Raw genomic sequence first — 12,846 nt, 5'->3', positions numbered from 1 at the left:
CTGTAGAGATCCAACTGCGGCGTTGCTACAGGATTCTGCGTGGTCAAGCACGTCTGCCGCCCTTGGGAAAGCTCAGTGGAACCGAACAGGCTCACCCCAGCCCGAGTCCGCCGGGATTTCAGAAACCTCCGCCCCCACCTGCCCTGTCCGGCCCGTGCACCCAAAACCACTCGACCCGACCCTGGCAGACCCCTCGGCTCGCAAAACCAGCGACCGGCCACCCGCTACAACGTCGGTAAAACGGTCAAGCGACCCGAGAGCATCATCGACCGGAACCGAGCCAGACCCTGACGAGGCCATAGGCGATCGCCTGTTTCAACCTCGGTGGTCACGTCGCGGTGGGGACGTAGGGCGCTGCTGCGACCTGGTCCATCGTCCGAAGATTCACAAAGTAGGAGGCGCAGTACTCCTCGTTGATCAGAGGAACGATCTTGTCGAGGTCGGCGATGCAGCCCAGAGGTAGGCAATGCCAGTGCCGTCGAGCCCGCCCTTCAACTCCCTCTGCACGAGACCGGCGACGTCGGCGTCCAGGAGGACCAGATCCACGCCGTCGAAGTCCACACCGCGGAAGCCGTCGGGGAACAATGCGCGCAGGTGGTCCTCCCACAGACGGGCGAGTCTGCCTTCGAGCTGTGCTCCGTTCACGTCGGCGGCTGTCGCTTCTGCCGCGGACCAAGGGCGTCAACTGCAAGATCAAACTCCTCAAACGGCAGACCTACGGCCTCGCCGGCCACCCTCTCCTTCGCCAGCGGATCCTGCTCAGCTGACCGAAGCGCCGCCGCGATCAACGTCTACGAAAATCTTGGAAGAGCCCCGGATGGCTCATACAAGATTTTGGTAGCCGTTGATCGACTCCGTCAGGTCGTGACATCTCGCTGGTCCGGCGGGATGCTGCAGGTGTGTGATGACGTGTTGAAGTTGTTGCCTCAACTTGCTGCTGTGGAGGTCGGATCGGTCGAGGAGTTCGCGGACGTCGTGGTGATCTCCGCGCGGTCCCGGGCGGGACCGGCCGTGTGCACCGGCTGTGGCCGGGCCTCCGAGTGGGAGCACAGCCGCTACGTACGGCATGTTGAGGACGAGGCTGCCGGCGGCCGTCCGGTGCGAATTGACCTCTCGGTCCGCCGCCTGTACTGCGAGAACCCTGCCTGCTCAAAGACCACCTTCGCGGAGCAGATCGAGGGCCTGACCTTGCGTTACCAGCGCCGCACCGCCGGACTGCAGGCAATCGTCGCGGCCGTGGCGACGGCCCTGGCCGGAACGGCCGGCTCGAGATTGTTGCTCCACCTGCACCACGTTCTGAGCTGGGCAAGCCTGATCACGTGCCTGATGAAGACCCCCGACCCGCCGATGCCGAAGTTGCGGGTGGTTGCCGTGGACGACTTTGCGCTGCGCCGCTCCCGCCGCTACGCCACCCTCATGATCGACGTGGAGACCCGTCTGCCAGTCGACGCCTGGGACACCAGGGATATTGGCCCCACGAGCACCTGGCTCCGCGGGCACCCGGAAATCGAGGTGGTCTGCCGCGACGGCTCGGCGGCCTACCGCGGTGCCATCAGTGCAGGTGCTCCGCAGGCCGTCCAGGTCAGCGACCGCTTTCACCTCTGGCAGAACCTCTCACGCAAGATCTACGAGGTGGTCACCGCGCACCGCAGCTGCCTGCCCGAACCTGATGACGAAACGACCGCACCCCGGACGCCCGGCGGCGTCATGGCCGCCCGAACCCGCCGCACCCACACTGCAGTTCACGCCCTGCTCGCCGAGGGGATGGCACTGCGCGCGATCGGGCGCCACCTGGACCTGGACCGCAACGTCATCCGCCGCCACGCCCGCGCCGCCACCTGGCAGGAGGTCGCTCCGACCTGGCCCCACAGCCTCGGCATCATTGCCCCCTACCAGGGACACCTGCATCGCCGCTGGGCCGAGGGCGAACACAACATCGCGGCCCTCGCCCGCGAGATCACCGCGCGCGGCTTTCGCGGCAGCGAGGCCACCGTTCGCCTATACCTCACCTCCCACCGTGAGGCCCTGGACGCCTGCCTTCCCCCGCCCGCGCCCGCCCGCAGCGCGTTCGAGGTCACCCGGCTGCTGACCACCCGCCCAGAACAACTGGGTGAAGACCAGCGTGTCTTCGTCAAGCACCTGCAAGAACGCTGCCCGGAACTCCGCATCCTCCACGGACTCATAGACACCTTCCGGGAAGTCTTCGACAAGAAGCGCGCCCTCCTGATGGACCGCTGGATCACCAGCGCCCGCCAGAGCGGCATCGCACCGCTCGTCCGCTTCACCGCCGGCCTGCTGGACGACCTCGACGCCGTGCACGCCGCCGTAACCCTCCCTCACAGCTCCGGCGTGGCGGAAGGCAGAATCACGGACCTGAAAATGATCAAGCGCCAGATGGCAGGACGGGCAGGCATCCAACTCCTGCGCAAACGCGTCATCCTCGTCGCCCACTCACGCCGCAGCAGCGAGCCCCCGCCCGACAACGACCTCTGGTCGATCAACGGCTACCAAAATCTTGTATGAGCCACGAGCCGCACCCAACCAAGTTGGCCGTCGATTCCATCGCTGCGGGCTCTGCATAGGCTGTTGGGTGTGGATGTGACGGGGTGTCTTGGGTGTGACCTTCTGACTGGGCGCCGGGAGCTACCTGGCGGCGTCCTACACGAAACTGCTGCTTGGGTGGTGAACCACGTCGTCGGTCCGATGAATCTCGGCACCTTGATCGTCGGACCGCGAGAGCATGTCGTGGCCATCGCGGAGCTCGACGACACGGCTGCTGCGGAACTCGGCCCCTTGCTGCGCGTTACCGCTCGTGTCGTTGAGACGTTGTGCCGGCCTGAGCAGACCCACGTGTGCATGTGGTCGCATGGCCGCGACGCGCGCAAGCACCTGCATATCGCAGTCCAGCCGGTGACCGCCGAGGTGCGGGCCCGGTACGGCGGGCTGCGCTCCGAGCAGCTCCAGGCCCGGATGTTGGCCGACGGTCAGGAGCCTGACACTACGGAGGTCGAGCAGTTCTGCGAGCGGGCTCGTGAGCTGTTCCGAGCGATGACCAGCAGCAGTGCCGCACGCCGCGGCTGATCCTCGCGCGACCTCAACGTGAGGTTGGCAAAGGCTCGCTGCTGAACATTCTCGATAGCCGCTCTGTGTGACCGATGAGGAAGCCAACGTTGCACGATATTGGCTGGCTACTGGTCGCACCGTTCTGTCAGGGTGGCGGCCATAACACGTGTCTTCCTGCCCGGTCTTGAACTGGCGCGGCTGTTTCACACAGAGGTCGTCGCCCCCATCCTCAACACGGCGTTGGGCAAGGTCTCGTATTCGGCAGCTCTGATCGGCTGGGGCTCTGAAGTGCAGGGTTTCGACACCGTACGCTCAACCGACCACGCCTGGGGTCCCAGGCTGCAGGTATTCCTCAGCAGTCGTGACTTCCGCGCCCACGCGGACGAACTGGATGCCCTGCTGGCCCGCGAGTTGCCGCAGTCGTTTCGCGGCTACCCGGTCCGATTCCCCTTTCCTGACAACGCCCCGGCCCGGCACTGGGTTCACGTCAATGACCTCCAGGGCTTCTTCACCGAGCACCTCGGCGAGCACCCAGCCGCTGGCCTGTCGGTGTCCGGCTGGTTGACGACCCCGACGCAGGTGCTCCGCGAACTGACCGGAGGCACCGTATTCCACGACGGGATCAGCCTGCTGGATGCCTACCGCAAGGAACTGACCTGGTATCCGGAAGACATCTGGCGCTACATCCTGGCCTGCCAGTGGATGCGTCTGTCCCAGGAGGAACCCTTCGTCGGACGCTGCGGAGAAGTCGGTGACGACCTCGGCTCCGCAGTAGTGGCCGCCCGACAGGTGCGCGACCTGATGAAGCTGTGTCTGCTGATGAACCGGGTCTATCCGCCCTACAGTAAATGGCTTGGCACCGCGTTCGGAGAACTCTCGTGCGCCACGACGCTCACACCACTCCTCTGCGAGGCGCTGGCGGCGCGAAGCTGGGAGGAACGCGAGCGGCACCTGGCCCCGGCCTACGAGATCGCCGCAGACATGCACAACGACCTCGGCCTGACCGAGCCGCTGGATGCGAAAGCTCGCCACTTCCACACCCGGCCGTTCCTGGTCATCGACGGCTATCGCTTCACCGACGCCCTGATGGCCACGATCAACGACCGCCAGGTCCGGGCGCTGCCTCCCGTCGGCGCGATCGACCAGTACATCGACAGCACTGATGTGACCGACCGCAATTTCGCCGATCGGCGCAGGCAGTACACCACTGGACCGGCGCTGGCCGCGCTACACCGCGACAAGTAGGCAGGCGCGGCGGCCGACAGGACTCTGCCACTGGCCGGGACATGCACTCCATCCGGTAGAGCGCCGATTGCGCACGGAGAGTCGACCCTTGGCGTGCACACTTTGCGCGTTGTCCGCATTCTCGCTGGACTCAGTGCTCACGAGAAGCTCGGAACCTACGCTGGCGACGCGCTGGCTTCGGTGAACGGCATCATCAACGTCCAGCGAGCCCCCGTCCCAATCCTTTCGCCGTCCACGGGTGTCCTCCCACGGCCGCACTCGAACAATTCGGTTGCCAGCCGGCCCACAGCTTCGCGACCTTGGCTCCATGACATTGGACGAGGAACTGATCGAGCTGCGCCGGGAGTTCCATCGCCGACCCGAACTCGCGGGCGAGGAGCGGGAGACGGCCGGGCTGGTCGCGGAGCAGTTGCGTGCGGCGGGGCTGGAGGTGACTACCGGCATCGGTGGACACGGGGTCGTCGGGGTGCTCGATGGTTCTGCGGATGGGCCGACGGTGGCGTACCGGGCGGACATGGACGCCGTGGACGCGACGAGGAACGTCCTGCCCTTCCCGCGCTCGGGTCGGGTGTTCGACGAGGGGTTTGCCTCGCGCGTCCCTGGTGTCGCGCACCTGTGCGGGCATGACCTGCACACCGCAATCGGTATCGGCGTGGCCAGGACGCTGGCCCGCAGCTCCGAACAGGTACGTGGGCGGCTGGTGTTCGTGTTCCAACCGGCCGAGGAGCCCCTGCAGGGTGCCCGCGCGATGCTGGACACGGGACTGGTGCAGCGGCTCGCGCCGCGTGAGTTCTATGCACTGCACTGCAGCCCCTTCCCCACCGGAACCATCGCGGTGTCCCCGGGCCATGGGCTGCCCGGGCTCGACCATATCCGGATCAGTGTTCCCGGTGGCGAGGACGCAGCGACCGCCGTCGCGGCCGAGATCGCCGATCTCGGCACAGTCGGCTTCCCACAGAACCTCGCCGAGTACCAGGCAGGCTTCAATGCCCTGCTGAACCCCGACGTGGCCGCGTCACGCCAGGAATCCGTGTGTATCGGCACATGGACCGAACAGGGGTCTGGCGGGCAGTCCGTCGCCAACATCCTGCTGCGCGTCTGGCCGCAGGAGCGGCAGCCGGAAGTGCGCGCACAGGTCGAACAGCTCGCGACGGCCGCCAGCGGACAAGCCGAGTTCCAGGAAACCGCGTTCCCCGCGCTGGTGAACTCGGCAGAGCTCAGCACGGCGGCCGGCAGGTACCTCAGTACGACGCTAGGGCCGGAGTCCGTCCTGTGGGCCCGGGCATCGTGGCCCTTCAACTGCGAGGACTTCGCGCTGTTCCTCAATGAAGCTCCAGGCGCGCAGCTCTACCTCGGCGTCGCAAACACCGCTTCGGGGCTCAACGGCGCACCGCACTCACCTGAGTTCGCGGCCGACGAGCGCGCAATCGGCCACGGCGTGCAGGCCATGACCGGTCTCCTGACCCATCGGTTGGCAGCCGGGTCCGCCGCTCACCAGCACCGACCCTGAAGAATCCGTACCCGTGTTGAAGCCGACGCAGCCACCGCGCCCAGCGGCGGGCACTGAGGTCAGGCCGTCCGTTGCCCGAGCATCAGCGGGAAGGCATCTTGAAGACCAAGGTGAGGAATCGTTGCTCAGAGAGAAGGATCAAGCGCAGCATTCGTGTCCATACCGCTGCTACGACTGGCCGATGGAACCGGATGAAGTGTGGGTGGCGAGGTCAGGGAAGGTCGGCATATCCAGGGGAACAGCCTGCTGCTTGCGGACAACGACCGCATCAAGTTGAGCCAGCTTGTCCTCGGCTCCGGAAAGGCTGACCTGCAAGCCTTCGATCTCGCCGAGCCTCGACGCGCACGCCGCCTCCCGCCACCGCACCACCGCCGATCTCGAAACACTCGGACGCCGTCACGCCCGCTTCGAGTTCAGCCTCGATGACCTTCGCAACCGCCTGGTGGGAGCGGAGTGGTGGGACGAGCAGGACTTCACCGCCTACGGCCACACCGCCGAGCAGATCGGTGACCTGCGTTCCTGGGCCCTGGCCTGGGCCACCGACCTCGACCAGCGCCTCGCGCAGCACGAGAACCCGGACGACTACTGACCCGCCCACTGAGCAACCGCCCCGCCTCCCGCTGAGACGGCCGGGACGTCGGTCAGAGATCGAGCACGGCCCGCAGCGCGGCGTCCACGCGCGCCATGGCCGCGGCGTCGACGGGCCCAGCCAGCTTCGCACCGTCGAAGCGTGCGGCCTTGAACTGCTGAACGTTCACCGCGACCGCCGTGCACGGGAGCGGGTCGCAGACCACCACGGACATGGCGGTGTCGGGGAAGCGGCCCGAAGGGTGCAGGACGATGGCGAGCACCGCACCGAACGCCTCCTCCAGCCCGTCGAGAGAGACGATCAGGACGCTGCGGTCGTCGGCGAGGGTCCAGATCTCGCCGCGCCTCACAGACTGTCGCCCTCGCCCGCCAGGTCATCACCAGCCCCCAGGGCTGCCAGCTGCCGGGCGGCGTCGAGAGTGGCCTGGCGGCGCGCGGCCAGCACCACGTACGCGTTGACGCTCATGCCGGAGGCCTTGGCCCCGGCGCGGATGGACGGGTCTACCTCGTCAGGGATGCGCAGCGTCATCGTCACAGTCATGCCACCACAATAGACACCGCATGACGGTGGCGTAAGACAGTGGCGGATTCCGTACAGAGTGCTGCACGTCAGGCGTTCCCGTGCCTTGTCAGTGCTTCATGCCACCCTGAGTGGTGCCCGGCGGTGCGTCCGTGAAGCCGATGCTGCCGCCGGGCCTCACTGCGGTCGTATCGTGAGGGCCGACCGGGGCACAAGGCCGTCAGGCCGTGGCCGCGCCTTGATCTGCACACACCCCAGCGCAACCGGAAGATCCCCGCAGGGGCGGGGTCGACGTCGGTGGCGATCAGGTAGGCCCAGGAGACGAGGGAAGATCCCCGCAGACGCGGGGTCGACGGGCCAGGCGCCGGAGTACCGGTGGCGGCACGCGGAAGATCCCCGCAGGCGCGGGGTCGACTTCTTGGCCGCGCGGTACACGGCCCGTACGCCCGGAAGATCCCCGCAGGCGCGGGGTCGACCACAGGCTCGGCAGCGCAGACACTGACCATGCCGGAAGATCCCCGCAGGCGCGGGGTCGACGCCCGCGATCGACGCGGTCTCATCGGAACCGAGGGAAGATCCCCGCAGGCGCGGGGTCGACGAAATGCAATCGCTAACCGGAGAGTACCCCCGCGGAAGATCCCCGCAGGCGCGGGGTCGACCTGCCCCCGAAGTCATCGGTGACCTGGAACAACGGAAGATCCCCGCAGGCGCGGGGTCGACGTCAGGTACTGGCCTCCGATGGACTCGGTCCAGGGAAGATCCCCGCAGGCCCGGGGTCGACATACCGCCCCGGTAGTCCGGCCCCGCCGGCTGCGTGGAAGATCCCCGCAGGCGCGGGGTCGACGCAGACGTACGACCAGACCCGCACCTTGGTCGCGGAAGATCCCCGCAGGCGCGGGGTCGACGTTCGCCTGGTGGCGCATCGCGGCCGGCACAACGGAAGATCCCCGCTGGCGCGGGGTCGACTCACGGTCGCTAGTCCACGGCTACAGCGCCGAGGGAAGATCCCCGCAGGCGCGGGGTCGACAGCAGACGGAGCGTCGGGCACGGGAGTTCGTGCGGAAGATCCCCGCAGGCGCGGGGTCGACGCGTCCCAGGCCGCCGATGTCGCCGCCGTGATCGGAGGATCCCCGCAGGGGCGGGGTCGACGCCGCGTGATCCTCTACGTCGACGTTCCCTGGCGGAAGATCCCCGCAGGCGCGGGGTCGACGGAAGATCTCGGGAATCGGCTGGCCGAGGACCTGGAAGATCCCCGCAGACGCGGGGTCGACATCAGCCACGGGCGGCCGACGGCGTACGACTCGGGAAGATCCCCGCAGGCGCGGGGTCGACAACCCGGCGAACTCACCCGAGCGCATCGACTCCGGAAGATCCCCGCAGGCGCGGGGTCGACCCTTCGGCCCACTTCTCCTCGATAGCGTCCCAGGGAAGATCCCCGCAGGCGCGGGGTCGACATCAGCGGCGCAAGCTGCTTCTTGATGAAGCCAGGGAAGATCCCCGCAGGCGCGGGGTCGACAGCATCCCGGTCGCCGCGATGAGCACGGCCACCGGAAGATCCCCGCAGGCGCGGGGTCGACCGCGTGAGCGCCGACGGGGGCGCCGTTCTCCGGGGAAGATCCCCGCAGGCGCGGGGTCGACGAGGGCGATGGCGCCGCGCCGGTACCAGTCCTCGGAAGATCCCCGCAGGCGCGGGGTCGACGGCGCCCACACCCTCACCCCGTACCGCGGCCAGGGAAGATCCCCGCAGGCGCGGGGTCGACAACACCACGGGGCTGGGGCGTAATTGCTCGATCGGAAGATCCCCGCAGGCGCGGGGTCGACGTTCAACTACAGCCCCGTCACGGGCCTGCTCAGGGAAGATCCCCGCAGGCGCGGGGTCGACGAGGCTTGCGCGTCCGCGCGGAGCGGAAGATCCCCGCAGGCGCGGGGTCGACTTCAAGAGCACCGCGGGGGAGGTCCTCGCCCGGGGAAAATCCCCGCAGGCGCGGGGTCGACCCCCGCAAGGCCGCGCACCAGATGCCACGCCTCGGAAGATCCCCGCAGGCGCGGGGTCGACACCGCGCTCCCGCCCACCTGGCGCCTGGACCTCGGAAGATCCCCGCAGGCGCGGGGTCGACCCACCACACCTACCACCTAGGTCCGCCACCAGCGGAAGATCCCCGCAGGCGCGGGGTCGACACCGTGATCAGCCCCTCGGCTACGAGCCGGTCCGGAAGATCCCCGCAGGCGCGGGGTCGACACCACGTTGCCGTTGTTCGCGACGGAGTTCCCGGGAAGATCCCCGCAGGCGCGGGGTCGACCTCGGCGCCGCGATGGGCACCCTCCTCCTCGACGGAAGATCCCCGCAGGCGCGGGGTCGACATCGGCGCGATCACCGTTGCGAACGCCAGTGTCGGAAGATCCCCGCAGGCGCGGGGTCGACCGTGATCTTGACGAACGCGGCGGGCGTGTGGACGGAAGATCCCCGCAGGCGCGGGGTCGACGGGGCGTCCGCGGCGAACGTGACCGTGGCGGCAGGAAGATCCCCGCAGGCGCGGGGTCGACGCAGTACTCGAACAGCCGTACATCCAGGTCGCCGGAAGATCCCCGCAGGCGCGGGGTCGACTCGCCCCCACCCCCATCAGGGCCCCTGTGGTGCGGAAGATCCCCGCAGGCGCGGGGTCGACTCAAGGCGTCGTCCCCATCGGGGGCTGTCGTGTGGAAGATCCCCGCAGGCGCGGGGTCGACTCAAGGCGTCGTCCCCATCGGGGGGCTGTCGTGTGGAAGATCCCCGCAGGCGCGGGGTCGACGCCCCCTGTGGATCACCGAACCGACCCTGCGTCGGAAGATCCCCGCAGGCGCGGGGTCGACCGCGATCACGCCCGCGATCATGTTTCCGGTGTCGGAAGATCCCCGCAGGCGCGGGGTCGACAGGAACCGGTCGAGCCCGCCGTCCGTGACCCACGGAAGATCCCCGCAGGCGCGGGGTCGACTACGGACGCGCCGGGTCGAGCAGATGCGGCTGCGGAAGATCCCCGCAGGCGCGGGGTCGACGGAGTTGCTGACGCTGGCCGCTCATGACCTGGAGGAAGATCCCCGCAGGCGCGGGGTCGACGACCACGGCACACAACGCGGTCCCGCCCGATGAGGAAGATCCCCGCAGGCGCGGGGTCGACCCCGCCACGACGGGGGATGCATGGCGGGACCAGGGAAGATCCCCGCAGGCGCGGGGTCGACTCCGTCCACTCCGCCGCGGTCTCGTCCTCGGGCGGAAGATCCCCGCAGGCGCGGGGTCGACTCGCCATGCGACCCGCGGTTGTGAGTACGCCAGGGAAGATCCCCGCAGGCGCGGGGTCGACCTCGACCTCGTCGACCCGCGGGCCCCGTTCCACGGAAGATCCCCGCAGGCGCGGGGTCGACATCTGCAAGCTGTGCGACGTCAGGGCGTCCCAGTGGAAGATCCCCGCAGGCGCGGGGTCGACGCCCCGTTCGGAGCCCCCTTTCACGGGGGCCCCGGAAGATCCCCGCAGGCGCGGGGTCGACATGCGGTGGCGCTGGGGTGGCAGCAGGGGCTCCGGAAGATCCCCGCAGGCGCGGGGTCGACGGCTCCTCGGCGCCCATGGACTACGCGCCCCTCGGAAGATCCCCGCAGGCGCGGGGTCGACAGCCTCGGCAGCAGCCACCGCACCTGACCGGGAGGAAGATCCCCGCAGGCGCGGGGTCGACGAGCACCACCATGTCGCCTGCCTGCACCCGGTACGGAAGATCCCCGCAGGCGCGGGGTCGACCCAGCTTGAATTCGCCCATGTCAGTCGGTCACCGGAAGATCCCCGCAGGCGCGGGGTCGACACTTGCTGAGCTGGGCACTTACCGGCCGAGACGGTCATTTTCATTCAGTTGCTTTTTGGGGCGGGCTGAGAGGATCAGCCCGTCGAAGTCGACGGGCTGCCAGCGATCTCGGCCTGCCGTGCGTACAGCCCACCCCTGTTCGTTGGCGGCGGGTTCGATGAGGATGGCTTGGCCGTCCCCGATGCGGGTGGCCAGGAGTTCCCAAAGGCGGTCGCGGACGCGGCGGCTTGGGTTGCCTACGAAGACGCCGGCGCTTGCTTCGACCATCCAGCGGGTGAGGTGTCCACGGAGACCTTCCGGGGCGGCGATGAGAATGATGACGGTCATGGCCTGGGATCGGTTTCATTGATTTCAGGACCGATTACCGCGATGTGGTTGTCGGTCATTCCGTGAGACGAAAGGTCAGGCTGGCTGGCGTAGTTGGTGCCGCCTGGAACGGTGCCGAGGTGTTCGTCCCACAGGAGGTTGGCTTCGGTGTCGTCGTAGTCCATTCCTTCGGGGGTGAGCAGGTGCTTGACGTCAGCGACGATGCGGCTGAGGAGTTTGTCGCGGGCGATGAGATCGCGGAGGCCGAGTCGGGCATCGCGTTCTTCCGTGAGCCCATTTGCGGCGAGGTCGAAGGCGAGCGGAATGGTGTATTCGGCCTTGTAGAGGTCCGCGATATCCATGACGAAGGAGGTGGCTTTGCCGGTGTGGACGAAGCCGAGTCCGGGGCTGGCGCCGAGTCCGATGATGACGGCGTGGCAGATCCCGTAGAGAGCTGCATTGGCGGCAGAGAGGAGTCGGTTGACGTCGTCGCCAGCTGCGTGGGCGTCGCCGGCTTGGTAGACGCGGCCATTCCAGGTGACGCCGGTGCGATCTGCCTGGGCACGGTAGTACTTGCGAATGCGTGTGCCTTCTCGGCCGCGGAGTTGCTGCATGGTGAGCCCGGTGACGTCCTCGTTGGGGAAGCGCATGCCGTACATGGTGCGGGCGACGGCGAGGCGTTCTTTGGGCCGGGTGACGAGCCAGGCCTGGCGGTGGAGAAGGCCGGCTCCCCGGCTGGGGCCGAGGCCGGCTGCGTACATGCGGACGCCTTGTTCGCCGACCCAGCACACCGTGGTACCGGAGTCGGCTAGCAGGCGGACGGCACCGTGGGTGACGCGAGTGCCAGGGCCGAGGAGCATGACGGCCACCATGGCTGCGGGGACACGGACGGTTTGCCGCTTGTTGATGATGACGACGGCATTTTCGTCGCGGTCCAGGTGGCTGCGCTCGACATAGACGCTGGAGACGCGGTCGACAAGGCGGTGCAGATCCTGGGGGTCTGCCTTCCACCAGATGTCGGCCATGGGTGGTCAGGCCCCTTCGGAGAGCGGGGCGAGGGTGAGGAGACCGCATCCGTAGGCCTTGGAGGGGCCAATGCCTGCCAGGAGGCGGTCGGTGAGGAGCGTCGGGTCGGTGATACGCAGCCTGCCCTCGAATGTCACCGCGTTCATCACCACGTGGGCTTCCTTCGTGCTGGCGGCTCCTTTTGTGAAGGAGCGGCGTTGGCGGGTGGTGATGCGGATGTCGCGGGGTGGTTCGTCGTCCGTGTCGTGGGTTCCGGTCTGGTGCGGGGCGGCGGGGACGTCGAAGCCCCAGCGTGCGGTGCGGGAGAGGAACCAGTTGAGCTGTGCTGCGGCGGTGCGGTGGCCGAGGCGGAGGCCGCGCCGCTCGCCGGCGTCGATGCGTTCTTGCTGTCTCGTGGTGGTTTTGTCGGGTCGGTTGGTGTTCTGGACCGGGTTGGCGGTGAGCCGGAAGGCGAAACTGCGGCCTTCTGCCAGTTGCTGCAGGAGGGGGGTGTAGTCGCGTATGGCGTAGTGCTCGCCGTGGGCGTCGGGCCAGCCTGCTTGTTCGACCAGGTGGGTCCAGTCGGGCTTGTCGGTGGTGAGGACGAACAGTTGGGGGCGGTGGGGGTTGTCGGCGTCCAGGCGCCAAAGGGTGCGCTCGTGTTCGGGCAGGCCGGGGATGCCTCCCTGGACTGCGGCGTGCATGGCGCGCGGGCTGGCGAGGAGTTTGCGGCTTTCGGCGCGGAGGGGGTTGATGCGGATGCGGGAGAGATAGGGCATGT

At 68.1% G+C, this 12,846-nt stretch carries 11 protein-coding genes, 1 pseudogene and 1 CRISPR repeat array; of the genes and pseudogenes, 6 read left to right on the top strand and 6 right to left on the bottom strand.

Annotation, left to right across the window (positions count from 1 at the left end):
• Positions 1–57: 57 nt before the first annotated feature.
• Positions 58–291: pseudogene (locus tag OG707_RS42185) on the top strand (NF041680 family putative transposase); the annotation flags it as partial.
• A gap of 126 nt (positions 292–417) precedes the next feature.
• Here the strand turns inward: OG707_RS42185 and OG707_RS42180 are convergent.
• Positions 418–645 carry a hypothetical protein gene (locus OG707_RS42180; RefSeq protein WP_329127537.1) on the bottom strand — a complete coding sequence of 76 codons (228 nt, stop codon included), beginning with the start codon at positions 643–645 and terminating at the stop codon, positions 418–420.
• Positions 646–939: 294 nt separating this feature from the next.
• On the opposite strand from OG707_RS42180, the gene OG707_RS42175 reads away from it, so the two are divergent.
• The 5 genes from OG707_RS42175 to OG707_RS42155 all read left to right on the top strand — a co-directional run bounded on the left by OG707_RS42175 (position 940) and on the right by OG707_RS42155 (position 6,407).
• Positions 940–2,523 carry an ISL3 family transposase gene (locus OG707_RS42175; protein WP_329127535.1) on the top strand — a complete coding sequence of 528 codons (1,584 nt, stop codon included), beginning with the start codon at positions 940–942 and terminating at the stop codon, positions 2,521–2,523.
• Between the two features lie 159 nt (positions 2,524–2,682).
• Positions 2,683–3,081, top strand: a complete 399-nt coding sequence (locus OG707_RS42170; RefSeq protein ID WP_329127534.1) for a hypothetical protein — start codon at positions 2,683–2,685, stop codon at positions 3,079–3,081.
• A 132-nt stretch (positions 3,082–3,213) separates the two neighbouring features.
• Positions 3,214–4,308 (top strand): DUF4037 domain-containing protein, encoded by a 1,095-nt coding sequence (locus tag OG707_RS42165; RefSeq protein ID WP_443071466.1) that lies wholly within the window; start codon positions 3,214–3,216, stop codon positions 4,306–4,308.
• Between the two features lie 307 nt (positions 4,309–4,615).
• Positions 4,616–5,818: a M20 metallopeptidase family protein gene (locus tag OG707_RS42160; RefSeq protein ID WP_329127533.1), complete on the top strand. Its 1,203-nt coding sequence runs from the start codon at positions 4,616–4,618 to the stop codon at positions 5,816–5,818.
• Between the two features lie 283 nt (positions 5,819–6,101).
• Positions 6,102–6,407: a hypothetical protein gene (locus OG707_RS42155; RefSeq protein ID WP_443071465.1), complete on the top strand. Its 306-nt coding sequence runs from the start codon at positions 6,102–6,104 to the stop codon at positions 6,405–6,407.
• A gap of 52 nt (positions 6,408–6,459) precedes the next feature.
• Here OG707_RS42155 and OG707_RS42150 read toward each other — a convergent pair whose 3' ends face one another.
• The 5 genes from OG707_RS42150 to cas6e all read right to left on the bottom strand — a co-directional run bounded on the left by OG707_RS42150 (position 6,460) and on the right by cas6e (position 12,844).
• Positions 6,460–6,756: a hypothetical protein gene (locus OG707_RS42150; RefSeq protein ID WP_329127531.1), complete on the bottom strand. Its 297-nt coding sequence runs from the start codon at positions 6,754–6,756 to the stop codon at positions 6,460–6,462.
• On the bottom strand, positions 6,753–6,947 hold the full coding sequence (locus OG707_RS42145) for a toxin-antitoxin system HicB family antitoxin (protein ID WP_329127209.1): 195 nt from the start codon (positions 6,945–6,947) through the stop codon (positions 6,753–6,755). Before OG707_RS42145 ends, OG707_RS42150 begins: the two co-directional genes overlap by 4 nt.
• A 244-nt stretch (positions 6,948–7,191) precedes the next feature.
• Positions 7,192–10,754: direct repeats of the CRISPR family, unit length 28 nt; unit sequence GGAAGATCCCCGCAGGCGCGGGGTCGAC.
• 18 nt (positions 10,755–10,772) lie between these two features.
• On the bottom strand, positions 10,773–11,081 hold the full coding sequence (gene cas2e, locus OG707_RS42140) for a type I-E CRISPR-associated endoribonuclease Cas2e (protein WP_329127530.1): 309 nt from the start codon (positions 11,079–11,081) through the stop codon (positions 10,773–10,775).
• Positions 11,078–12,085 (bottom strand): type I-E CRISPR-associated endonuclease Cas1e, encoded by a 1,008-nt coding sequence (gene cas1e, locus OG707_RS42135; protein WP_329127529.1) that lies wholly within the window; start codon positions 12,083–12,085, stop codon positions 11,078–11,080. The genes cas2e and cas1e overlap by 4 nt, the downstream gene beginning before the upstream one ends.
• Before the next feature lie 6 nt (positions 12,086–12,091).
• The gene (cas6e, locus tag OG707_RS42130; RefSeq protein WP_329127527.1) at positions 12,092–12,844 is read right to left on the bottom strand and encodes a type I-E CRISPR-associated protein Cas6/Cse3/CasE; all 753 of its coding nucleotides are present in this window, start codon (positions 12,842–12,844) and stop codon (positions 12,092–12,094) included.
• Positions 12,845–12,846: the final 2 nt, after the last annotated feature.

Origin of the sequence: Streptomyces sp. NBC_01465, assembly GCF_036227325.1 — a bacterium.
GTDB lineage: Bacteria > Actinomycetota > Actinomycetes > Streptomycetales > Streptomycetaceae > Streptomyces.
This window is presented reverse-complemented; position numbering and strand designations above follow the sequence as displayed.

Coding starts and splice junctions, on each gene's coding strand:
- cas2e (WP_329127530.1), bottom strand. CDS start 11,081: ATGACCGTCATCATTCTCATCGCCGCCCCGGAAGGTCTCCGTGGACAC.
- cas6e (WP_329127527.1), bottom strand. CDS start 12,844: ATGCCCTATCTCTCCCGCATCCGCATCAACCCCCTCCGCGCCGAAAGC.
- cas1e (WP_329127529.1), bottom strand. CDS start 12,085: ATGGCCGACATCTGGTGGAAGGCAGACCCCCAGGATCTGCACCGCCTT.
- OG707_RS42160 (WP_329127533.1), top strand. CDS start 4,616: ATGACATTGGACGAGGAACTGATCGAGCTGCGCCGGGAGTTCCATCGC.
- OG707_RS42145 (WP_329127209.1), bottom strand. CDS start 6,947: ATGACTGTGACGATGACGCTGCGCATCCCTGACGAGGTAGACCCGTCC.